Annotated in this window: 23 protein-coding genes; 21 read left to right on the top strand and 2 right to left on the bottom strand. The window is 32.3% G+C overall.

All coding sequences use genetic code 11. The annotated features are described in order from the left end of the window. Positions 1-9: 9 nt before the first annotated feature. From ACTB1H_RS01530 to rsmI, 13 genes are all read left to right on the top strand, one after another. The gene (locus tag ACTB1H_RS01530) at positions 10-1227 is read left to right on the top strand and encodes a 6-phosphofructokinase (protein ID WP_463261072.1); all 1218 of its coding nucleotides are present in this window, start codon (positions 10-12) and stop codon (positions 1225-1227) included. Between the two features lie 81 nt (positions 1228-1308). Next, entirely contained in the window at positions 1309-1932 is a 624-nt protein-coding gene (locus ACTB1H_RS01525; protein ID WP_463261071.1) for a 50S ribosomal protein L25, read from the top strand. A gap of 47 nt (positions 1933-1979) precedes the next feature. Then, positions 1980-3383 (top strand): AmmeMemoRadiSam system protein A, encoded by a 1404-nt coding sequence (amrA, locus tag ACTB1H_RS01520; protein WP_463261070.1) that lies wholly within the window; start codon positions 1980-1982, stop codon positions 3381-3383. Positions 3384-3394: 11 nt separating this feature from the next. Continuing rightward, complete coding sequence (amrS, locus tag ACTB1H_RS01515; RefSeq protein WP_463261069.1) at positions 3395-4369, top strand: AmmeMemoRadiSam system radical SAM enzyme; 975 nt, start codon at positions 3395-3397, stop codon at positions 4367-4369. A gap of 110 nt (positions 4370-4479) precedes the next feature. Further along, positions 4480-5892 (top strand): aminotransferase class I/II-fold pyridoxal phosphate-dependent enzyme, encoded by a 1413-nt coding sequence (locus ACTB1H_RS01510; RefSeq protein ID WP_463261068.1) that lies wholly within the window; start codon positions 4480-4482, stop codon positions 5890-5892. An 11-nt stretch (positions 5893-5903) separates the two neighbouring features. Further along, a complete protein-coding gene (tmk, locus tag ACTB1H_RS01505; protein WP_463261067.1) occupies positions 5904-6539 on the top strand; it encodes a dTMP kinase in 636 nt (211 codons plus the stop codon). Next, a complete protein-coding gene (locus tag ACTB1H_RS01500) occupies positions 6536-6862 on the top strand; it encodes a cyclic-di-AMP receptor (protein WP_463261066.1) in 327 nt (108 codons plus the stop codon). The genes tmk and ACTB1H_RS01500 overlap by 4 nt, the downstream gene beginning before the upstream one ends. Before the next feature lie 10 nt (positions 6863-6872). Further along, on the top strand, positions 6873-7154 hold the full coding sequence (locus ACTB1H_RS01495; RefSeq protein WP_463261065.1) for a cyclic-di-AMP receptor: 282 nt from the start codon (positions 6873-6875) through the stop codon (positions 7152-7154). 10 nt (positions 7155-7164) lie between these two features. Next, positions 7165-8148: a DNA polymerase III subunit delta' gene (gene holB / locus ACTB1H_RS01490; protein ID WP_463261064.1), complete on the top strand. Its 984-nt coding sequence runs from the start codon at positions 7165-7167 to the stop codon at positions 8146-8148. Then, on the top strand, positions 8148-9026 hold the full coding sequence (locus ACTB1H_RS01485) for a PSP1 domain-containing protein (protein ID WP_463261063.1): 879 nt from the start codon (positions 8148-8150) through the stop codon (positions 9024-9026). Before holB ends, ACTB1H_RS01485 begins: the two co-directional genes overlap by 1 nt. Before the next feature lie 71 nt (positions 9027-9097). After that, the gene (locus ACTB1H_RS01480) at positions 9098-9265 is read left to right on the top strand and encodes a 4Fe-4S binding protein (RefSeq protein WP_463261062.1); all 168 of its coding nucleotides are present in this window, start codon (positions 9098-9100) and stop codon (positions 9263-9265) included. Positions 9266-9319: 54 nt separating this feature from the next. Then, positions 9320-10039 carry a tRNA1(Val) (adenine(37)-N6)-methyltransferase gene (locus ACTB1H_RS01475; protein WP_463261061.1) on the top strand — a complete coding sequence of 240 codons (720 nt, stop codon included), beginning with the start codon at positions 9320-9322 and terminating at the stop codon, positions 10037-10039. 9 nt (positions 10040-10048) lie between these two features. Then, on the top strand, positions 10049-10864 hold the full coding sequence (gene rsmI, locus ACTB1H_RS01470) for a 16S rRNA (cytidine(1402)-2'-O)-methyltransferase (protein WP_463261060.1): 816 nt from the start codon (positions 10049-10051) through the stop codon (positions 10862-10864). A gap of 33 nt (positions 10865-10897) precedes the next feature. Here rsmI and ACTB1H_RS01465 read toward each other — a convergent pair whose 3' ends face one another. Continuing rightward, the gene (locus ACTB1H_RS01465) at positions 10898-11140 is read right to left on the bottom strand and encodes an AbrB/MazE/SpoVT family DNA-binding domain-containing protein (RefSeq protein WP_463261059.1); all 243 of its coding nucleotides are present in this window, start codon (positions 11138-11140) and stop codon (positions 10898-10900) included. A 107-nt stretch (positions 11141-11247) separates the two neighbouring features. Between ACTB1H_RS01465 and ACTB1H_RS01460 the strand changes: the two genes are divergently transcribed. The 8 genes from ACTB1H_RS01460 to pulA are packed head-to-tail and all read left to right on the top strand — an operon-like array spanning position 11248 to position 23897. Beyond that, positions 11248-12234 carry a DNA double-strand break repair nuclease NurA gene (locus tag ACTB1H_RS01460; RefSeq protein ID WP_463261058.1) on the top strand — a complete coding sequence of 329 codons (987 nt, stop codon included), beginning with the start codon at positions 11248-11250 and terminating at the stop codon, positions 12232-12234. An 11-nt stretch (positions 12235-12245) separates the two neighbouring features. Further along, on the top strand, positions 12246-14081 hold the full coding sequence (locus ACTB1H_RS01455; RefSeq protein WP_463261057.1) for an ATP-binding protein: 1836 nt from the start codon (positions 12246-12248) through the stop codon (positions 14079-14081). Between the two features lie 26 nt (positions 14082-14107). Next, entirely contained in the window at positions 14108-16006 is a 1899-nt protein-coding gene (gene glgB / locus ACTB1H_RS01450; RefSeq protein WP_463261056.1) for a 1,4-alpha-glucan branching protein GlgB, read from the top strand. Positions 16007-16016: 10 nt separating this feature from the next. Then, positions 16017-17153 carry a glucose-1-phosphate adenylyltransferase gene (locus ACTB1H_RS01445; protein ID WP_463261055.1) on the top strand — a complete coding sequence of 379 codons (1137 nt, stop codon included), beginning with the start codon at positions 16017-16019 and terminating at the stop codon, positions 17151-17153. Positions 17154-17164: 11 nt separating this feature from the next. Continuing rightward, positions 17165-18289: a glucose-1-phosphate adenylyltransferase subunit GlgD gene (glgD, locus tag ACTB1H_RS01440; RefSeq protein WP_463261054.1), complete on the top strand. Its 1125-nt coding sequence runs from the start codon at positions 17165-17167 to the stop codon at positions 18287-18289. Between the two features lie 5 nt (positions 18290-18294). Beyond that, positions 18295-19731 carry a glycogen synthase GlgA gene (glgA, locus tag ACTB1H_RS01435; protein ID WP_463261053.1) on the top strand — a complete coding sequence of 479 codons (1437 nt, stop codon included), beginning with the start codon at positions 18295-18297 and terminating at the stop codon, positions 19729-19731. Positions 19732-19742: 11 nt separating this feature from the next. Next, a complete protein-coding gene (locus tag ACTB1H_RS01430; protein ID WP_463261052.1) occupies positions 19743-21965 on the top strand; it encodes a glycogen/starch/alpha-glucan phosphorylase in 2223 nt (740 codons plus the stop codon). A gap of 21 nt (positions 21966-21986) precedes the next feature. Continuing rightward, positions 21987-23897, top strand: coding sequence for a type I pullulanase (pulA, locus tag ACTB1H_RS01425; protein WP_463261051.1), 1911 nt, complete (start codon positions 21987-21989; stop codon positions 23895-23897). A gap of 27 nt (positions 23898-23924) precedes the next feature. On the opposite strand, the gene ACTB1H_RS01420 is transcribed toward pulA, so the two are convergent. After that, the coding region (locus ACTB1H_RS01420; RefSeq protein WP_463261050.1) for a 3D domain-containing protein at positions 23925-24933 on the bottom strand (1009 nt) is incomplete at its 5' end.

Genomic DNA, 24933 nt, shown 5'->3' with positions numbered 1-24933 from the left:
AGGCTTCTTATGGGAAAAAATTGTTTAGTTGCTCAATCCGGTGGGCCAACCGCTGTTATAAATGCAAGTGTAAGTGGGGTATTAGATGCTAATCTAAAGCATGAACATTTTCAAAAGGTATATGGAGCAAGAAATGGAATAGAAGGAGTTATGGCTGGGAACCTAATTGACCTTTCTGTTTTAAACAAATATGAGATTGATCTTTTAAAACATACGCCAGCAAGCGCTTTAGGCTCATGTAGGCACAAGATGAAAGATTTTAATGAAGACGATAGCGAATACAGGATGATTTTAGAAACGCTAGAAAAATATGATATAGATACATTTTTTTACATCGGTGGAAACGACTCAATGGACACAGTTCATAAATTGAGCTTATATGTTAAAAACAAGGGAATTGATAAAAAAATAGTTGGAATTCCTAAAACTATAGACAATGATTTAATGGAAACAGATTTTACACCAGGTTTCGGATCGGCTGCTAAATATATTGCCACTACTGTTTTGGAAACCTATTTAGATGCAAGTGTGTACAAAGACAATGGAGTGTTCATTGTCGAGACAATGGGTAGAGATGCTGGCTGGCTTGCAAGTTCAAGTATATTGGCTAAAATCAATGGAAGACCAGTGGTTGATTTTATATATCTGCCTGAAAATGAATTTGATAAAGAAAAATTCTTAACTGATGTCAAAGCATGCTATGAAAACAAAAAACAAGTCTATATCGTTGCTTCAGAAGGTTTAAAAGACATGAATGGAGATTATGTATTTAAATCAAAGACTGTTGAAGTGCATGATAAATTCGCCCATGCTCAATTAGGTGGAGTAGGGAGCTACTTAAAAAGCATAATTGAAGAATCCAACATCACAAAAAGGGTAAAAGTGCTCGAATTGGGAACAGCACAAAGAGCAGCGATGCATTGCGCAAGTTTAACTGATATAAACATTTCTCACCTTTGTGGATATAGGGCATATGAAATGGCGTTAGAAGGAAAATCAGGGTTTATGGCAGGGATAAAAGTGAAATCAAAGAGTCCTTTTGAAACTGAAATCGTAGAGATAGATCCATCTTTAGTAGCTAATAAAGTAAAAGAAATACCAAAAGAGTGGATTACAGACAATTTCGTAAAGGAAGAACTGATAGAATATTTAACTCCTCTAATTCAAGGGCAACCTCAAGGAGTATATGAAAATGGCTTGCCAAAGTACATCAAATTAAGCATTTAATAATAACTCATTAAATGGTTTGCATTTTTTCAAATAGGGTAGTAATAAACTGTACAAAAAAGTTTATGGGAGGTAGTAAGTATGAGTTATAAGTTAAATGCAGAGATAAGAGAAGAAATAGGCAAGAATAAAGCTAAGAAAATAAGAAAGGAAAATGAAATTCCAGCTATAATATATGAAAGGAACAAAAAATCAATCCCATTGAAAGTTGATAGTATAGAATTTATGAAAGTATATAGAGAAGCTGGAACTTCAAACCTTGTTGATTTGAATTTAGGTAATGAAAATATGCCTGTCATAATCAAGTCTATTCAAAAAGATCCAATAAAGGGTAATGTAATTCACGTAGATTTTCAAAAATTAGATATGAAAGAAAAAATAAAAGTTGAAGTTCCTATTATTCTTCACAACAGAGACAAGATTAAAAAGCAGCCATCGGTATTGATGCAAATGATAGAAAACATTGAAATCGAATGTTTACCTAGCGATATACCAGAGGCTATAGAAATCAATGTTGAGGATTTAGATTTTAATGAGCCGATAAAGGTAAAGGATTTAGATATAATAAACAATCCAAATCTAAGGGTAATCACAGACCACGATACGACAATATGCGTACTCAATAGACCAGTTGACTATAAAGAAGAAGAGGAAGAAGAAATTGAAGGGTCTGAACCCGAACTAGTTAAGGATGATAAAGAATAAAAATGGGCAGACCTTCGGGTCTGCTTCTTAATTATGGAGGTGATAAAATGAAAGGTTTGGTAAGTGCATATATCTCCCCTCATCCACCGATAATAGTTGAGAATATAGGTAGAGGTGAGGAGAAAAAATGCATAGATACCATAAATGGATTGATGAAAATAGCAGAAGACATAGAGAATAAAAAACCTGAAACCATAATTGTAATAACTCCCCATGGACCACTATTTTCGGATGCTATAGCAATGTCTATAGGGGAAGAACTCTATGGAGATTTTGGTAATTTTGGACATAGTGAGCTCAAATATCATTTTAAGAACGATTTAGAAATAGTGCAAAACATCTATGACATGGCGAAGAAAGAAGGAATTCAGATTGCTCTGATGAATAAAGAGATGTATGAGATGTATGGGTTAGAAGATACTCTTGATCATGGAGTTTTAGTACCAATGCATTTTGTAACTAAGAAATATACAGATTTTAAGTTGGTGCATATAACATATGGACTTTTATCACCAATAGAATTGTATAAATTCGGAAATATAATAGAAAAAATAGCTAAAGGGAAAAGAAATATATCTATCATAGCTAGCGGAGATTTATCACATAGATTGTTAGACAGTGGGCCTTATAGTTATAGCCCAAAAGGAAAAGAATTTGATGAAAAAATCATATCTCTATTCAAAAACAAAGACTTAGCAGGAGTGATAAGTTTTGACTTGGATTTAGCCAAAGAGGCTGGTGAATGTGGGTTAAGATCTTTTATGATACTTGCAGGAGCATTGAGTCAGCATGATTTTTATCCACATATACTATCCTATGAAGGTCCATTTGGCGTTGGGTATATGACAGCTATATTTGAGATAATGGGAGAAAGTTCAAAAGACTACATCGAGGAAATAAAACAAAAAATAGATGAAAAAATTAAATCAAAGAGAGCCAATGAAGATAAATATCAAAGATTAGCTAGAGAGAGTTTAGAGTATTACATTAAAAATAGGAAATACATGGATATTCCTGAATATGTAGACAGTGAAATGTTGTCTTTGAGAATGCCTGTTTTTGTTTCTATTAAAAAATTTGGAGAGCTTAGAGGATGTATTGGCTCAACTTCGCCAATAAAGAGAAATATAGCAGAGGAAATAATATATTTTGCAGTAGAGGCTGGTACAAAAGACCCTAGATTTTCACCTGTCACAGAAGAGGAGTTACCTTTTTTGTCTTATTCAGTAGATGTTTTATATCCTCCTAAGAAAGTGAAATCAATAGACGAACTCGATCCTAAAAAATATGGAATAATTGTTGAAAGTGGGTTTAAAAAGGGGCTATTGCTTCCTGATATAGAGGGAGTTGACACTGTAAGAGATCAAATAAGAATAGCTTTAAACAAAGCTGGAATAGATGAACATGAGAAATACGAGATATCCAAATTTGAAGTCATCAGACATGGATAGAGGTGTTTTGTATGAAAGAAGCTAAATTCTATGAAAATAAAGGGGAATATGTATTTTGTGTGCTTTGCCCTCATAATTGCAAAATCAAAAACGGCTCAACCGGGATATGCAAAGTCAGAAAGAACATAAACGGAGTATTATATAGCTTAAATTATGAGAAAATAACTTCTGTTGCACTTGATCCTATTGAAAAAAAGCCGCTGTTTCATTTCTATCCCGGTACGAAGATTTTTTCAATAGGAAGTTTTGGCTGCAATTTCCGATGCGACTATTGTCAAAATTATGAGATAGTTTATGGAGAGAATTTGGCAATAGATTTAAGCATAGAAAAAATAATTCAATTAGAAGAAGAATCAGATTCAATAGGCATGGCTTATACTTACAATGAACCTACCATTTTTTATGAAATGGTAGAAGAGCTAGCAAAAGAGATGAAAAACAGGGGTAAGAAAAATGTCCTTGTGACAAATGGTTTTATAAACAAAGAGCCACTTCTTAACATACTTCCTCTGATTGATGCTATGAATATAGATTTAAAGGCTATGACAGATGATTTTTATAAAAAAATATGTAAAGGGCAACTAGATCCGGTACTTGAGACGATTAAATTAGCTGCAAGTAAGACTCATGTAGAAGTTACAACACTTTTAATTGATGAATACAACACAAGTGAAGATGAAATCGAGAAGCTTTCATATTTTCTCTCAAATATAGATAAAAATATTGTCTTGCACTTTTCGAGGTATTTTCCAAAACATAAGATGACGAAACCAGCGACGAATTTAAACACTCTTATTAGAGCAAAAGAGATAGCGCAAAGACACCTAAATTATGTGTATATAGGGAATGTATTTGGATTTGACAACTCCACTTATTGCCCTAACTGTCATGAAAAATTAATTGACAGAAATTTTAAATTAGAGATTGTTGGGATTGAGAAAAACAGGTGTATTCACTGTGGGTTAGAGATTCCTGTTATATATTGATAAAAATAGTTTAGAAATAGTAAAATTTTTATTTAATTTTAGTAAGACATAAGTTATAATTAAAACATTGTTTATATACTTTAAAATTTTAGGAGGTAGATCAAATTAAGATGAAAACACCTGTATTGGAAGCATTAACAAAACTGATGGAAGAAAACAGCGTTTCTTTTCACATGCCAGGGCATAAGGGTAGAAATTCGCTTATAGAATGGGGCAAATATATTCCCTATATAGATACGACAGAAACATTCGGAATGGATAACTTGCTTGAGCCAAGAGGAATAATAAAAGAGTCTCAAGAGTATGCTGCACAAGTTTTTGGCGCAAAATCAACAATTTATGCAGTAAATGGCTCTACTGGAAGCATACACATAAGCCTTGCCGCAATAACAAAACCTGGGGATAAAGTTTTGATTCAAAGAAATTGTCATAAAGCAGTTTACAATGCTTTAATTATAAATAGATTAAATCCTGTGTATATATATCCAAACTATAATGAAGAGTACAATGTTCTAACGGGAGTATATCCAGAGGATATAGATGAGGCTTTAGCAAATGATAAAGATATCAAAGCCGTAGTTTTGACATATCCAAATTATTATGGAGTTTGTTCTGATTTAAAAACAATTGCTGAAATAGTACACAAACATAACAGGATACTTATGGTAGATGAAGCTCATGGACCACATTTATCTTTTTCAGACAAACTACCAATATCAGCACTTAAAGCTGGAGCGGATATAGTGATTCAAAGCACACATAAGACTTTGCCAAGCTTTACACAGACTTCTTTAATTCATGTTGGTTCAGATAGAATAGATTTAAATAAATTAAGAGATAGGTTTCAGCTTTTTACGACTACTAGTCCATCTTATCTTTTTACATTGTCAAACGAAATATCAATTGCATACATGGACAATGAAGGTAGAGAGAAACTTGACTATACAATAGGAAAAGTTGATGAGATCATAGAAAGACTCAAAAAAATCGATAGAGTAAATGTGTTCACTGGTGATGAAAATGACGAAACCATATATGCTAAAGATAACACAAAGATACTCATAAGCATAGACGGCATGACTGGATCAAATCTAAAGAGAAAGATGTATAAAGACCACAACATAAGATTAGAAATGGCTGATTATTATTATGCTTTGATGTTAACTAGTGCTATGAACACTGAAGAGGACTTTGAAAAAGCAGTAGAAGCTATTGAAAAAATTGCAAAAAATGAGCCTTATGAAGAAATAAACAAAGTAAGCATAAAGATGCCAACACCGAAAGTAAGAATTTTGCCATCTGAAGCATACTTTAGCCAAAAACAACAAATAATGCTAGAAGATGCTGTGGGCAGAATTGCGGCAGCGCCTGTTATTCCATATCCGCCAGGAATACCTCTAATTGTGCCAGGAGAAGAGATCACTAAGGAAATTTCTGAACATTTGACATTTTTAATGGAAAATGGGATTGAAGTAGTTGGACTCATGGGTGAAAATAAGGATAGCATAGTGGTAGTTGAATAGGAGCTGTTTAAATGAAAGGCATATTTATAACATTAGAAGGTCCGGATGGCTCTGGTAAGTCAACCATTTCAAACCTCATTGGTGATTACTTTGCCAAACTGGGTATAGAATATGTAATAACTAGAGAGCCAGGAGGAACACAAATAGGGGAGAAAATAAGAGAAATAATTGTAGACAATGAAAACAAAGCTATGGGGGCAGAGACAGAAGCTCTATTATTTGCTGCATCTAGGGCTCAGCATGTACATGAAAAGATATTGCCAAGCCTTGAAGAAGGGAAAATAGTAATATGCGATAGATTTTTATTCTCTAGCCTTGCATACCAAGGTGTAGGTAGAGGCTTAGGGATTGATAGAGTAAAGATGATTAATGAATTTGGACTTAAGGGAATAAAACCTGATTTAATAATATTTTTCGATTGTGATCCAAAATTGACTATTCTTAGAAAGACAAAGAATGGTGGGGATAGACTGGAGTTATTGGGAAGTGAATTCCATGAAAAAGTCTATGAAGGATATAAAGAGATAATAAAAAAATACCCCGAAAATGTAGAAATAGTAGATGCTAGAAAACCTAAAAGAGAAGTGTATGAAGAAGTCATAAAACTAATAGACTCACTTCTTAAAAAAAAGGAGGTATTTCAATGAAGTTGATAATTGCAATAGTACAAGATCAAGACGCTCCTGGATTAATAGAAGAGCTAATGGATAAAGATTTTAGAGTAACTAAGTTGGCTTCCACAGGTGGTTTTTTAAAAGCTGGCAATACTACTTTGTTAAGTGGAGTTGAAGATGATAAAGTTGATGAAATATTAAAAATCATTGAAGATAACTGCAAAACAAGAGAAATAACGACTTCTCTTCTTACTGTAACTATGCCTGGAGATACCTATATGCCATATCCACTTGAAGTAAGAGTAGGAGGGGCTACTGTATTTATAGTAAATGTTGAAAAATACTTGCGAATTTAGGAGGAAAATCATGAAACTAATCATAGCTATAATACAGGATGAATATGCAAACAAAGTCATCAAAGAGTTAACGGATAAAAAATTTAGAGTTACAAAATTGGCTTCCACAGGAGGTTTTCTAAAAGCTGGGAACACAACATTGCTTATAGGATCCGAAGATCATCAATTAGAGTCAATTGAAGAACTGATAAGAAAAAATTGTTGTAAAAAAGATATAAAATCAGATACAAAAGAAGTAAATGTAGGTGCGAATTTATTCATAATTCCTGTCGAGAATTATAGAAAGTTTTAGTGGTGAAAAGATGAATTATCAAGATATAATTGGTCATAAAATAGAGATAGAAAGCCTTCAAAGAGCTGTTAAAAAAGGTCATATAAGCCATTTTTACCTCTTTGAAGGGGAAAAAGGCATAGGTAAAATGACAACTGCAAAAGTTTTTGCAAAACATATCTTATGTAGAAGTCAAAATTTAGAAAGTCCCTGTGGGGTTTGTGCTTCATGTAGGAAATTCGAATCAGGCGCACATCCTGACTACATAGAAATAGCCCCTACAAATGGCATTATTAGAAAAAATGAGATAGACAATATTAAAAAACAAATTTCTTTTAGTCCATTTGAGTCAGCAAGAAAAGTGATTTTGATAGATGATGCTGACAAGATGAATAAAGAAAGCCAAAATGCACTATTAAAAATTTTAGAAGAACCTCCATCATACATAAATTTAATTCTAATAAGTTCAAACACTAAACTTCTTTTGAATACCATATTGTCTAGAGCGGAAAAGATTCATTTTAAGCCAATTAATGCTAGCGATATGGTAAATTTTTTGACCAATAAAGAAAATATCGCTTTAGATAGAGCAAAACTAATTTCGGATTATTCTCAAGGCTCGATAGGAAAAGCCTTTGATTTAATTAAATCTGAAGAATTTATATTATTGAGAGACGATGTGCTTAAATTAGTAGATTATTGCATCTTTGGGCGAGATTACATGGTTTTTGAAATGAGTGAAAATTTCACTAAAAACAAAGAAATATCGGAAAATGTATTGCTTATACTCCTTTTATATTTAAGAGATCTTTTCATATATAAATCAACTCAAAGTGAACTTTTTTTAATTAACAAGGATAAAATAGAGTTAATTAAAAAACATTCAATTTTGGAATTTGATAAAATAAATGATATAATAGAGAAAATATATTATACAAAAGAGAGCATCGACTTAAATGTCAACAAAGAGCTCTTATTTGAAGCGCTATTTTTTAGCATACAGGAGGAGTATTGATGGTAAATGTAGTTGGCGTGAGATTTAAGAGATCAGGGAAAATTTATTATTTTGACCCTGACAATTTAGATATAAGAAAAAACGATTTCGTTATAGTTGAAACATCACGAGGAATAGAATTTGGGCTAGCAGTTATAAAGCCTAAAATGGTAGATGAGTCTGAAATAGTACCGCCATTAAAGAAAGTACTTAGAGTTGCCACAGAAGAAGATATTGAAAAATTCAAAGAAAACAGAAAAAAAGCTAAAGAAGCTCTAAAGATTTGCAATGAAAAAGCTAAGGAACATGGGTTGGAAATGAAATTAATAGATGCCGAATATACATTCGATGAAAACAAGGTCATTTTCTATTTTACATCAGACGGCAGAGTTGATTTTAGGGAATTAGTTAAGGACTTAGCTTCAATCTTTAGAATGAGAATAGAGCTTAGACAAATAGGTGTAAGAGATGAAGCTAAGATGATTGGCGGATTAGGGCCTTGCGGACAGCCTGTATGTTGTTCGAGATTTCTGCCAGAGTTTGCTCCAGTGTCAATCAATATGGCAAAAGAACAGAATTTGTCTTTAAATCCTGCTAAGATATCAGGGCTTTGCGGGAGACTGATGTGTTGCTTAAAATATGAAGAAGAAGTATATAAAGACATATTAGAGTATATGCCAGAAATAGGTCAGATAATAGAAACTCCAAGTGGAGAAGGAGTCGTCATAGACAGACAGATAATAAAAAACAAAGTAAAGGCAAAAGTAAAGCTCTCAGATGGAACAGAAGATTTGCTATACTTTGATGTAAAAGATATTGTCATAACTGATAAATTCGATCATAATTATAAAAAAGCAGAAGAAAAAATAGATGAGAAAATAAAAATATTAGAAGAATAATATTGCTTTTAATTTTTGTTTATTTCTGTTAGAATATAGTCAAAAGATAAAACATCTTGGAGGTGTTATAAATGGCATATGTAATAAATGAAGATTGCATAGCTTGTGGAGCATGTGAACCAGAATGCCCAGAAGGAGCAATTAGTGCTGGCGACATTTATGTTATAGACCCAGATAAATGCACTGATTGTGGTACATGCGCTAGTGTCTGCCCTGTAGATGCACCACAACCAGAGTAATACTTATTAAACTTAAAGGCCCTTTTGGGTCTTTTTGTGTATCAGGAGTGAAAAATGGGAGAAAATAATATTCAAATTGATTTTGTACCAGGAACAGGATATAAAATATTTCAAAACCGACAATTTTTTTCGTTTGGTGTGGACGCCATAATTCTATCAAATTTTGCACAACCCAAAGGCATAGTTTTCGATTTAGGTACAGGAAATGCTATTATACCATTGAGGATTGTAAATAACAGCGAAGTAAAAAAAATTTACGGCATTGAAATCCAAAAAGATGTATATGAGCTTGCTAAAAAGAGTATTGAGATAAACCAATTAATTGATAAAATAGAATTGATAAATGAAGACATAAACAATCTGCCCCAAATTTTCCCAAAAGCAATAGCAGATACAATAATTACAAATCCTCCATATATGAAGCTTGGGAATGCTTTAATTAACACGAGCATAAATCATGCAATTGCAAGACATGAGATAAATTTATCTCTAGAAAAACTAATAGAGATTTCTAATTATTTGTTAAAGCCAAATGGGAAATTTTTTATGATACATAGACCTAATAGAATGGTAGATGTCATGTATATGATGAGATACTACAATATTGAGCCAAAATATCTGAGAATGGTAAAACCAAAACCTTCAGCTAATCCAAATTTATTTCTAATAGAAGGTTTAAAAGGTGGCAACAAAGAGCTTAGGGTATTAAATGAACTTTCAGTCTATGATGAAAATGGAAATTACACAAAAGAAATGATAGAAATGTATAAGTAGGAGATAATTATGGCAGGAACACTTTATATTTGTCCAACACCAATTGGAAACTTAGACGATATAACTTTTAGGGTAATTGATACATTAAAAAAAGTAGACTTAATAGCAGCAGAAGACACTAGACATTCGATTAAGCTATTAAATCATCTTGAGATAAAAAAGCCAATGACTAGTTACCATAAACACAATATCGCACAAAAAAGCGATTATTTAATCAATAAATTAAAAGAAGGATCAGATATAGCACTGATTTCTGATGCAGGTATGCCTGGGATTTCAGACCCTGGCGAAGAATTGATTAAAATGGCGATAGAAGAAGGAATAAATGTAATAGTATTGCCAGGTGCAAGTGCTTTTTTATTAGCGCTAGTAAAATCCGGGTTTCCAACAAATAGATTTTGTTTTGAGGGATTTTTACCGCAGAAGAAAAAAGACAGGCAAAAACGTTTAATGGAAATAAAAGAAGAAGAAAGGACATTGGTGTTTTATGAAGCTCCACATAGAATAGCTGATTTTCTAGAAGATATGCTCGAGATATTTGGAGATAGATTAATTTCTATATCAAGGGAGCTAACAAAGATGTATGAGGAAACACTCAGAGGACATATAAGCGAAATCCTTTCAGAAATTATAAACAGAGAATTAAAAGGGGAAATAGTCATTGTAGTTGAAGGGTACAAAAAAATTGAACAAGAAATCAATATCAAGGAAGAGCTAGAAAAACTAACAGCTAAAGGAATAACAAATAAAAAGGCAGTGGAAATGGTCGCTAAAGAATTTAATTTACCCAAAAATAAGGTCTACAAAGAGAGTTTAAATAAATAAAAGAAGCACTTATTTCTAAGTGCTTTATTTACCCTATTTATTTGTCAGTTCTTCTATACATTTAGGGCAGACATTTTTGCCTTTAAATTCGATTACATCTTTAGTTTCATTGCAGAACGTACATGAAGGAGAAAACTTTCTTAAAATGATTTTGTCATCTTCAACGAAGATTTCCAATGGATCTTTAACAGAGATATTTAAAGTTCTTCTGAGTTCTATTGGAATTACGATTCTTCCTAGTTCATCGACTTTTCTAACTATGCCTGTAGATTTCACAATACCACCTCCTGTGGATTTACATAACCTTCTTTCTAATAGATTAACATATTTGTCAAATAAAGTCAATAATATTTCAAGATAATATATTAAAGTGGGGTCTGAGTATGCTTGATATCAATGAGGAATTAAAAACGAAGATAATTGGCCTAAATGAGGTTATTACAAGGAAATATTCTTCTATATTAGATAAAAATTTTGATTTGAGAAAATTTTTGGAAGAAAATATTGGTTCAATATTAAAATTGGAAAAATTAACTTTGAATGAGTTAAATGAGATAAAAAGAAAAGGTGGAATAGTTGCAGTAGACGGTTCAACAAACAGAAAAGGCGGTAGCTTTCCTCATTATATTGAACTTTTCCAAGGGCTTGCAAAATCTACTGATAGAGAAGTAAAAGATGTATTTCTTACAGATATATATACTCCGCTATTATCACAAGAAAAAAACAATCCTCTTGAAATTATAGCTGAAGAAGAAATAGATGAAAAAAACAGGAGATTAGCACAAATTGAAATAAAAGTAGCACTAGAAAGTGCCAAGAGAAAGAAACCTTTTGCCATAATAATGGATGGTGGCCTTATTCGGTATAAAATTTATGCTAAAGACCTTTGGAAAGAGCTAGTAGACTATTGTATTTTAAATAACGTGATATTATTTGGAACGATTAAAGACATAAAAACTCAAATTATTGGAGAAGAAATAAAAAATAAAAATAAAGATGTTAAAGGGCTAATTTACGATAGGGAAATGCTATTCGGAACCCTTCAATATAAAGAAATGCTGCTAATTTATGATGAATTAAACAAAAAAGAGCAAAGTGGATTTAGTTCAGGGTTTATTAGAAGCTCATTAAGCCCAAATGTTGTGGGTATTGATATAATAGAAGAACAAAGCGATTTATTAATCCATATGGCTAGGCTTATCATAACGCTGACACCTGAAAACTCAAGAGGAGTTCCACTGTTTCTAGATATAGTGGATAAAGAGGTAAAGATATCAGATGATTTAATTGAAGCTTTGCTTGAAAAGTATCTAGACCGGGGCATTTATGAAAGGTTATTCATTTCTGAGAGAGACAAAAGAAATCTATAAGGGGTGTAAAGATGAAAGTATTGGGAATAACTACTCAACAAGAATTTTATGTTGGCTCGAAAGAGAGAAATTTTAGGATAAACGAATTTTTAGTTGTGCAAGACGTACAGGGAGATTTAATCGGAGAAGTTGTAGAAGCTCAAACTTTTAACAGATATATTCCTTTAAATGTGTATGGAGATTTTATAGATGCTTCAGTCATTGAGAGCATGAAAGCTCTAGGATATGATGTAGATGAAGAGACAATATATGTAGCGAAACTTAGATTGCTTGAGGAAGCGCTGTATCCTGTGGAAACCGGCTCAGATGTAAGGATTCCAAGGTTTAGTGAAATAAAAAATTTGATGCTTAGAACTAAAATAGAGGACGGACTATGTTTGGGTGTTATACGAAACACAGACACTTTGTATGAAGAATGCGAAGAAGAGTATAAGGATTTATTATATACCTTTGAAGAACAAGGGCTTGTAAAACAGAAAGAATTGCCTTATATTATGGATTTAAAGTCAATGCATCATTATCCTCATATAGGCGTATTTGGTGGATCTGGTTCAGGAAAATCATTTGGACTTAGAGTGTTTTTAGAAGAACTCATGCAAAAAGGAATTCCTACTATAGTGCTAGATCCCCATTATGAAATGGATTTTTCAGATACTCCTGAATACTTAAAGGAGGAGAAGAAAGATTTTAAAGGAAGCTTCAAATGTCTCCAAGTAGGAGTTCATGTGGGGGTCAAATTTGAAGATTTATCTGCAGGAGACTTAAAAAATCTATTAGATGCTTCAAGTCCTCTCTCTGATGCGATGAACAATGTAGTAGATGTTTTATTTAAAAACAGGGATTCGTATTTAAGTTTTTCGAATAGACTACAAGCACTTACAGAAGCTCAAGAAGAAGGTTCTATTCAACGTATTCAGCAAAAAATTGACAATGCAAAAAACAATGATGAAAAAGAAGCTTGGGAATTTAGGAAAGAGCTATTCACACAATATGATAAAACATGCCCATACAATTCAGTAAAAGGGATACTTTGGAGGCTCAGAAGACTTTACAATGAGGGTATCTTTTCTAAAGATTCAAGAGATATAGAGAACTATTTAAAAGATGGACTTTTAGTAGTCATTCAAGGAAGCACGAGAATTTTACAAGTATATAGCACATATTTGTTAAATAACATCTATCATAAGAGAAGAGAATTCAAAGATGCACAATACAAAAAAGCTGAAGCAGAATACTTTCCTCCATTTATTGTCGTTACTGATGAAGCTCACAACTTTGCTCCTAAAGGGTATGAATCTCCATCGAAATCAATATTAAAAGAAATTTCTCAAGAAGGAAGAAAATATGGAGTATTTTTAGCTTTGGCTACACAGAGGCCTACGCTTTTAGATGAAACTATAACTGCACAACTTAATACAAAGCTAATATTTAGAACTGTACGTGCATCTGATATCGACACCATCAAAGAGGAAACAGACATAACTTCAGAAGAAGCCAAAAGACTTCCATATTTGAGAACAGGGGATGTTTTCATATCATCTGCAGTAGTAGGCAGAACTATATTTGCCAGAATAAGAGCAGCATACACTATTAGTCCTCACACACAAAATCCATTCGATGAATTGAAGATGAAAAAAGACGAAGATGATGAAAAACTTATGAGGATAGTATTAGACAAACTACCGATTGCAGAGATGGATATTTTAGACACTATTAGAGAGATAGAGAAAGATGATAAGGTAAGTTTTACTATAGAAGAATTTACACAAAAGCTAGAAAACCTATATAAAAAGAAACTAATAGGGAGAGAAGAAACAATTTTTGGGTATAGATATATAAAACTTTAGCAATTCCAACAAAGGAGGGTTTGGTTATGAGTGAATTGAATTTTTTTTATCCAAATGAGGGTGAACTCGATGCCTATCTATTTCATGAAGGCACTTATTACAAAGCATATGAATTCATGGGGGCTCATCCATACAAAAAGAGAAATTTTAAAGGTTATAGATTTGTAGTATGGGCACCTAGAGCAAGGGAGATATATTTAACTGGAGACTTTAATGAATGGAATGAAACATCACTGCCAATGCAAAGAATAGAAAACAGCGGACTTTGGCATATAGTGGTTGAGGGAGTAGAAGAATACGACAAATATAAATATAGAATTATCACTGAATACGGAGAAGTAAGATATAAAGCTGATCCATTTGCTTTTCACTCTGACACTAGACCACTTACCGACTCAAAAGTTTATGATATCAAAGGATACAAATGGAATGATAAACAATGGCTTAAGAAAAGAGGGAAAAATCTATATAATAGGCCAATTTCGATATATGAAGTACACCTTTTATCTTGGAAACAAAAAGAGGGGGGTGTGGTCTATTCATATAGAGAACTCGCAAAAGAACTCGTAAATTATGTTAAAAAAATGGGATATACTCACATTGAATTATTACCTATAACAGAACATCCGCTCGATGCTTCATGGGGATACCAAACCACAGGCTATTTTGCTCCAACAAGTCGCTTTGGAACCCCTAAAGATTTTATGTATTTTGTAGATGAATGCCATAAAAATGATATCGGTGTAATTTTAGACTGGGTACCAGCTCATTTTTGCAAAGATGATTTCGGATTGGCAAGATTTGATGGTACATATTTATATGAATCATTGGATAGAGCTAAGGCAGAAAATGAGCAGTGGGGAACTTTAAACTTTGATTATACTAAACCTGAAGTTCATTCTTTCTTGATTTCAAATGCTATCTACTGGCACGACTATTATCACATAGATGGGCTCAGGATAGATGCAGTAGCTTATATGCTCTATTTGGATTTTGGGGGTAAAAATGTTAGAAATATTTATGGAGGAAGAGAAAATTTAGAGGCCATAGACTTTATAAAGAAGTTAAATACAGCTGTATTTAAATACTACCCTGATACCATGATGATTGCAGAAGAATCTACAGCATGGCCGAAAGTTACATATCCTGTAGAAGATGGAGGGCTAGGATTTAATTTCAAATGGAATATGGGATGGATGAACGACATATTAAAATATATGGAACTTGACCCCTTATTTAGAAAAGATCACCACAATGCCCTTACATTCAGCATGATGTATGCCTTTTCTGAAAATTATATTTTGCCTTTAAGCCATGATGAAGTAGTCCATGGGAAAAAATCTTTAATCGATAAAATGCCCGGTTATTATCAAGATAAATTTGCTAATTTAAGATTATTATACCTTTATATGTTCGCTCATCCAGGCAAGAAACTTCTATTTATGGGTGGCGAGTTTGGACAATTCGTTGAATGGAGATTTTACGAAAGCTTAGAGTGGCATTTGTTAGATTATGAAAAACATCAGAAACTGCAGAAATTTGTTCAGGATTTAAACAAGATATATAAGGAAGAAACTTGTCTTTACGATATAGATACAAGCTATGAGGGGTTTTCTTGGATAGAGCATGAAAATTATTTAGAGAGCATAATATCCTTTGAAAGAATAAATAAAAAAGGAGAAAGAATTATAGCTATCTTTAATTTTACTCCAGTTCCTAGGGAGAATTACCCTATTGGCGTGACAGAAGAGGGCGTTTATCAGATGATAATAACAAGCGACCACCAAAGATATGGAGGAAATACCAAAAGAATTAAAAATTACAAGACAGTTAATGAGCCATTTCATGGCAGAGAACAAAGCATAAGGGTAGATTTACCTCCCCTTGGAGGAATGTATCTAAAGAAAAAGGAGCCAAAAATCTAGGAGGGATAATATGAGAAAAGGCAAAATTGTAGCCATGCTTTTAGCGGGTGGTCAAGGGACTAGGCTTAAAGAGCTTACTAAAAACATAGCTAAACCTGCTGTACCATTTGGAGGCAAGTATAGAATTATCGACTTTGCACTTAGCAATGCGGCAAACTCTGGGATTGAGGACATTGGGGTATTGACTCAATATAAACCTTTCATATTAAATTCACATATTGGCATAGGTTCTGCTTGGGATTATGACAGGAATGTAGGTGGATTAAGAATACTCCAGCCTTTTATGTCTGAAAAGGGAGGAAGATGGTATAAAGGTACTGCAAATGCCATTTATGAAAATATGAATTTCATAGATGAACAGGACCCAGAGTATTTACTCGTACTTTCAGGAGATCACATCTACAAGATGAATTACAATGATTTATTAGAAGGACATAAACAAAAAAATGCAGAAGTTACTATCGCAGTGCTGAGAGTACCATGGGAAGAGACAAATAGATTTGGAATAATCAATATAGATGAGGACAATAGAATAGTGGAGTTTGAAGAAAAGCCCAAAAAAGCAAAAAGCAACTTGGCTAGTATGGGAATATACATGTTCAATTGGCCGATTCTAAGAGAATATTTAATTAAAGATAACGAAGACAAGAATTCAGATAATGATTTCGGCAAAAATGTTCTTCCTCTTATGTTGAGAGAAGGCATAAGGATGTATACGTGGGAGTTTAAAGGCTATTGGAAAGATGTTGGGACAGTAAAAAGTTATTGGGAAGCCAACATGGATTTATTAAATCCAGACAATACATTGAATTTATATGATAGAGATTGGAAAATTTATACTAGGACAAGAAATTTACCACCTCAATACATTCATAAGACTGCAAAAATAGTAAATTCGATGATCAACGAAGGCTGTTACATTGAAGGTACAGTGGAAAAAAGTGTATTATTTGGAGACGTAATAGTAGAAAAAGGAGCAGTTGTTAAAAACTCAGTTGTACTATCAAATACTATAATTAAAAAAGATGCTAAAGTTTATAATTCTGTTGTCATGGAAGGTGTCGTTGTTGAAAGCGGAAAAGAAATAGGAATAGAAAATGATGACAAGATATACATGGTAACAAATGACAAGGTAGTAGCGGAATAGGGGGGAGAAAAATGGTAAGAAGCCTTGGGATTATCAGTACAGCAAATATAGAAAACAATTTCGGAGTGCTTTGTAAACACAGACCAGTATATATGCTTCCATATGGTGGCAGATACAGGCTTATAGACTTTAGCTTATCTAACATGGTAAATCATGGGATTAGAACGGTAGCAGTTTACACTGGAGAAAAGATAAGATCAACTATGGACCATTTGGGCGATGGTAGACCATGGGATTTAAATAGAAGAATAAATGGACTCTATATTGTTCCGCCTATTACACACGGATATACTATAAGCAGATACGGAGATATTCCACAATTTTTCAGCACTCTAGAGTTTATAGAACAATCCAGAGAAAAGGTAATCTTGATAAACGAACCCAATATAATAGCTAAAGTTGATTTGGATGATGCTATGGAATATTTTCTTGAAACTGATGCTGACATAACATTGTTTTACAAGAGAATACATGATCCACTCGGGAATTATATAAATTGTGAAAAGATGAGTATATCAGAAAATGGAGATATGATAAATATAGGTTTAAATTTGGGTACTGAAATTGATTTTAACATGTATTTGAGAATGGGATATATTAAAAAAGAGGTATTTATAAAATTAGTAAAAGAGTCGATAGAGAAAGGAGACGCAGATTATATTCAAGAAGCGATCATAAAGAACAGACATAAATATAAGATAAACACTTATGAATTCAAAGGGCATGTCGAAAATATAAGAAATTTAAAGAGCTATTATGACGCTAATATGAATTTACTTAAAAAGAGCATCTCAAATTCAATATTTCAAGAAAATGGAGTAGTCCTTACTAAAACCAAAGATGAACCATCAACAATTTATACAGAGACTGCACATGTTCAAAATTCATTGATTGCTAATGGATGCATCATAGAAGGGAAAGTAGAAAATTCTATAATTTTCAGAGGCGTTAAAGTAGGCAAAAATGCTATAATAAGGAACTCTATAGTCTTGCAAAAGTCAGAAGTCTTAGAAAATGCATCTGTTGTAAATTCTATTTTAGATAAACAGGTAATTATAACAGAAGGAGTAAGGATAGCAGGTACTAGATCTATACCTTATGTAGTTGAAAAAAATCAGATAATAGGAAGGGATTGAAGTCTATGGATATAGTATATGTATCCTCGGAAGCAGCGCCGTTTATTAAGACTGGCGGTTTAGCAGATGTTGCAGGTTCGTTACCTAAAGCAATCAGAGAAAAGGGAGAAAAAATAACTTTGGTAATACCCTTATACTCTCAAATTGACGATAAATTTAGAGAAAAAATGGTTAAGGTAAAACATTTTTTCGTGGATCTTCAATGGAGACATGTGTATGCGGGCATACTAAAATATGAAGATGAAGATAATGATGTAGATGTATATTTTATAGATAATGAATATTATTTCAAAAGAGATGGACTATACGGATATTTTGATGATGGAGAAAGATTTGTTTTCTTTAACAAAGCTGTGTGTCAAATGTTAAAGGAATTGAATTTAAAACCAGACATAGTTCATGCAAATGATTGGCATACAGGATTGATTCCACTTTATATTAAAGATTTTGCCAAAGGAGACTCTTTTTATAAAAATATCAAGACAGTATTTACGATACACAATTTAAAATATCAAGGTGTATTTGACAAAGAAGTGCTCTCTATAGCTGGATTAAGTTTTGAATATTTCACAAAAGATGGATTAGAGTATTACGATAAAGTTAACTTTTTAAAAGCAGGGATAGTTTACTCTGATTCTTTAACCACTGTATCAAAGACCTATGCAGAAGAAATAAGGTATGATTTTTACGGAGAAAACCTTCAAGGCATAATCAGACAAAATGAATACAAATTAGTAGGCATAGTAAATGGGATTGATTATGATATATATAATCCTGAGACAGACAAAAATATTCCTTATAATTTTTCTACAAATAATTTGGAAAATAAAAGAAAAAACAAAATTGAATTACAAAAATTATATAATCTCCCTCAAGATGAAAACATACCTGTCATATCAGTGGTGTCTCGATTAGTTAGCTCTAAAGGGTTCGACTTAATAAGATATATATTGGATGAACTATTAAAAGAAGACATTCAATTTGTAGTGCTTGGTACAGGGGACAGAGAATATGAAGATATGTTTAAAATGTATGCTTGGAAATATGAAAACAAATTGAGTGCACATATTCATTTCAATCAAAAGGAATCTCATCTGGTATATGCGGGTTCAGATATTTTTCTTATGCCATCTTTGTTTGAACCATGTGGGATATCACAGCTTATAGCTATGAGGTATGGCACTATCCCTGTGGTTAGAGAAACTGGAGGCTTAAAAGATACTGTAATACCATATAACAGATACACATCAGAAGGGACAGGTTTTAGTTTTGCAAACTATAATGCACATGAATTGTTATTTGCTATTAAAGATGCGCTTAATTTATATAAAGATAAAGATAAATGGGAAAACCTAGTAATACAGGCAATGAAAGCAAAACACGATTGGGAGAATTCATCGATTGAATACATCAAATTATATGAATCTCTTTTAAACAAATAGAAGGTGAATGAATGCAAAATGAAATAAGAAACATAAGAAAAGACATACAAGACATATTATATCAACATCAAGCAACAGTGCTCGAAGAAGCTTCTAAAGGGGAGATTTATCGTGCAACTTGCTATTATTTAAGGCAGACCATAGGAAAGAATATATTTGATACTCAAAAAGCTATGGCAGACAGAAAAAGATATGTATTTTTATCGCTAGAGTATTTGCCAGGGGATCTATTGAATAAGCATATAAATTATATGAAAGTCTATGAGGAGATTCAAGAAGCCCTATCTAAAGAAATTGTAAATTTAGATTCGATTTTAAAAGAAGATAGAAGCATAGAACTTGGGAAGAGCTATATGGGATTATATACTGATTCCATAATGGATAGCTTTTCAAACCTCGGGATAAACTGCATCGGTTATGGACTATTGTATAGAGATGGCTATTTTAAACAGCTAGTCGATGAAAATGGGCAAAATGAGTTAAAAGATGATTGGTGGAGTAGAGGTAAAAACTGGCTTTATAAAAAAGAACATAGATATTCGGTAGATTTGTATGGTAGAGTTGAAACCAGATTTATAGATGGTAAATATAAATTCGATCAGGTTGAGACAAAGAAACTTGATATACGTTGTTATGATCTACCTTATGCTTCTAAAGAAAGTGATTTTTATTTAAAAATCAGGTTATTTGAAGATCTTAATTACACTAATAAGATGATGCCTAAATCTGCCAACCAATCAGACAGAGAAAGAAAACTCATTCAGAGATATATATTGGTATCTTCTAGCCTTAAAGATTCCATCAGAGAATATTTAGATACGAATCGAGATATAAGAGATTTTGCATCATATTACAATGTTTTATTGGCAGATTCAAATTTATTGATAGCTCTTCCTGAATTTATGAGAATTTTATTAGATGAATACAATTTAGAATGGGATGAAGCTTGGGAAATAACTCAAAATGCTTTTAGCTATATCAAATTAAAGGAGGATTATTTGCAAACCGAGGGCAATCTTTTGATGAAAGTGTTGCCTAGAGTTTGGATGGTTCTAGATGAAATTCATCATAGATATATTAGGAAAATAACTAATGAAAATCCTTCTGGGCAGATCGAAGAAAAATCAATTCTTTGGGACGGTGAAGTAAGGCTAATAAATTTGGCTAAAGCTACTAACACTAAAATAAAGATAATTGATCCCAAAATTGCTATTTCACACAGAAAGTTTTTGGAACAAGGAAACCCTGACCTATTTAAATTCCTAGAAAGACAGATAGGAGATAATCTTTCCAAAGATATAAATTCTATAAATAAGTTACTAGAACTATCAGAAGATCCCATTATAGTAGATGAAATAGGCAAGATAAAACAGAAACATAAATTTGAAATTGCCCAAATGGTGTTCGATCAATATAGAATCAAAATAAATCCATATGCATTGTTTGATGCACATATCATGCAGGTGGATGAAAAGAATAGGCAATTGCTAGAAGCCTTATATATCATAAATGAGTATATAAATCTTTTGGAAAACCCTAATAGGGATATTGTTCCTAAGGTGTTTTTTATAGCTGGAAAAGCTGACTCAAACGATATGATTGGAAAATTAATAATAAAATTGCTATTTAAATTGTCTCTAAAGATCAACAAAGATTTTACGATTAAAGACAAGTTGAAATTATTTTTCCTAGATGACATTGGGATGAGAAATTTATCTAAAATATATACATCTATAGATATAGCTGAAAATCTATCTACACCGACAAAAGAGAAAGTCAATCTATTTATACTGATAAGCATGATAAATGGAAGTCTTGCAATTGGATCAAAAAATAAGTACAATTTAGATTTTGCAGAATTTTCAAAGGACTCTATGTATCTTTTCGGGCTAGAGGAAAAAGAAGTAATTGGGATATATGAAAAATTAAGCTACAATTCCCATGATTACTACTATAAAAATATTAACTTAAGAAAGAGTCTAGACGCATTAAATGGAGCATATGGACTTTTTAATCAAGATGAGTTCAAAGATTTATTTGATTTGTTAATTAAATACAACGATATAAATTTGGTACTAAAAGATTTTGATGACTATGTGACTACTAGAAGAAAAATTGATTCGGACTTTTTAAACAAAGAAGACTGGTATAAAAAATCAACATCAAATATATCTTTGATTGGAGAATATTCTTCAGATATAGTCGTTAAGAAGCAGTTTGAAGAATTATTTTAAACATGGAAGGGGTAACACAGCTTGGAACTTTATTGTGATAAAGAATTAGGGGCAATATATCAATCAAACAAAACTATATTTAGGACATTTGCTCCAGATAAAAACAACATAAAATTAAGGCTTTTTAAAGATGCGCTTAGTTTGGAATTTACTGAATATAGGATGATAAAAGATTTAAATGGAATATTTGAAGTAGAAATAAATGGAGATTTAGATGAGTATTATTACACATATATAGTTGAAAATGAATATGAAGTAACTGATCCTTATTCTATAGCTTCATCAATTAATTCAAATAGATCTTGCATATTAGATTTATCAAAGACAAACCCAGAGGGGTTTTTACAGCACAAAGAGCCTCCGATTATTAATCCTACAGACTCAATTATATATGAAGTGCATGTTAAAGATTTTACCTCACATCCAACTTCAAATATAACGAATAAAGCTAGTTTAATTGGAATGGTTGAAGAAAATACTCAATATAATGGATATAAAACTGGGATAGACCACCTAGTAGAACTTGGTATTACTCATGTTCATTTAATGCCGATATATGATTATTTGACTGTTAGAGAGGAAAGGGAATTTGCTTTTGATGATGATAATTATAATTGGGGATATGATCCTGAATTATACAATGTAGTAGAAGGAAGTCTTGTATTATATCCTGATGAACCTAAAAAAAGAATTTTAGAATTCAAGAAAGCAATTATGGGATTTCATGAAAAAGGCATCAAAGTAGTTATGGATGTGGTTTATAACCATACATTTAGAGGGAAAGTATCGAATTTCAATGTATTAGCCACCAATTATTACTATAGACAATGGCCTGATGGAACTTTTTCAAATGGTTCTGGTTGTGGAAATGAATTTGACACTCAAAAGCCCATGGCTAGGAAATTCATAATTGATAGCTTAAAATACTGGGTAAAAGAATTCAGAGTCGATGGCTTTAGATTTGATTTAATGGCTCTAATAGATATTGACACTATAGAGATGGCAGTAAAGGAATTGAGAGAGATTAAACCAGATATTTTAATATACGGTGAACCTTGGATGGCAGATAATACACCACTACCGTCAAACAAAACAACTTCTAAGGGAACTCAATCTAAGATGTCCTTTGCACTATTTAATGATAATTTTAGAAATGCCGTAAAAGGTGATAACGATGGATATTATCTAGGATTTGCACAGGGCAATTTAGATGAAATAAGGAATGTAGAAACTGGAATAGCAGGAAGCATTTTTTATGACACTGCAAGAATAGGTTTTACTCAAAAGGCAAGAGAAACAATTAACTATGTGAATTCTCACGATAATTTGATATTACAGGATAAGATATTGAAGGTATTCCCAAATAAAACAGAAGCTGAAATTAAAAACTACAACAAATTTATTCATTCCATATTGTTTTTATCCCAAGGCATACCTTTTATACATGCAGGAAATGAATTCTTAAGGAGCAAAAATGGAAATCACAACTCATATAATGCACCTCTAAAAATAAATGCTATAGATTGGTCATTGAAGGAAAAAAATATTGATGTTTATAATTATATAAAGGAATTGATAGAATTTAGGAAAGCCAATGAAGCTTTTAGACTTGATGATGACGATGAGATACGAGAGAAGTTAAAGTTTTTTAAGCATGTTGAAAATTGCCCGACCATTGCATATACGATAAAGTCAAAAGACGGATTTTTATTGGTCATACACAACGCAAATAGAACTTCTTGCTTATTGACGTATCAGAACATTAAAAATCATATAGCAGAATGTTATTTAGAAAAATTCAAAGATATGACCGTTGGAATTTTGTTTGATGAAAATGGTATAGTAAGGGGAAATATCAATTCAAACCATCCGCATGGAGTTCAGACAAAAGCTATCTCAACATATGTATACAAAGTCAACATTATAAAATAAAAAATTCGGGAGAAATCCCGAATTTTTTTATTCTAAAATATATACTTTTACTTTTCTTCTTCCGAAGTTTTTAACTTCCCAAGATGTATTAAAGAATAAATCAATCTTGTTGCCTTTGATAGCGCCTCCTACATCTTCAGCTATAGCAAATCCATAGTCTTTGGATCCATCGAGTGACTCAATATAAAGCTTTGTGCCTAGAGGGATTACTCTCGGATCCACAGCAACAGTTCCAGGACGAGCATAAGTACCTGAAGCAGTTATCCCATAATAAGGATCGCCAGGTCTTTTTCCTGTACTAGCATACGAGTTGTCATATGCGGTTGCTGTCATAATCAATGATTTTTTAAATCTTGTGCTTCCTCGTGATGTAGAAATGACATTTTTTGTTCCTTTTTCAATAACTTGAGCGACTGGTTCTTCAATTATATTGTCGCTTATTATTATGCTTGATACAAGATTGCCATCGACATACTTTTCAATTACTTGGGTTCTCTTTAAACCCTCTTTTCCAGTTTGAAGAGTTTTTGTTATACCAACATCTAATCTTGAATTATCAATTACTTGTTTATCAAAAGGTATTTTTTCTTCAGTTGTTACTATCTTTTCTTCAACTCTATAAACTCTGATAGTTCCTTTGTCATTTACTTTTGATTCAAGGCTAGGGTTTGTTTGATCAAGTGAGCTTAAAACCACTCCAGCCTCTTTTAAAATGTCTTTGGTTTTAGTTTTGATGGTCGTTATTTCTATGCTCTTACCATCTACTAAAATAGTGTAATCTTTTGGATTTATTATGATAATCTCTAAGTTGTTTTCAATCTCGGTATCGATAGAAGGACTAACAAAAGCACCTTCTTCAATAACTATTCCCTCATCATCAATCAACTCTTTTACTGTTTGGGCATAGGTGGTTATAGTATTAACTTCCCCATCTACATTTAAAATGACATTGTTTTTTTGTAAAAATGTCATTCCCAAAGACAGTAACATTGCTATAGCTAAGAGTACGAGGACGGCTATTTTACTGAAAGAATCA

The organism is Soehngenia sp., from assembly GCF_055108775.1.
The sequence above is the reverse complement of the archived record's forward strand: the minus strand, read 5'-3'. Positions and strand labels throughout refer to the sequence as shown.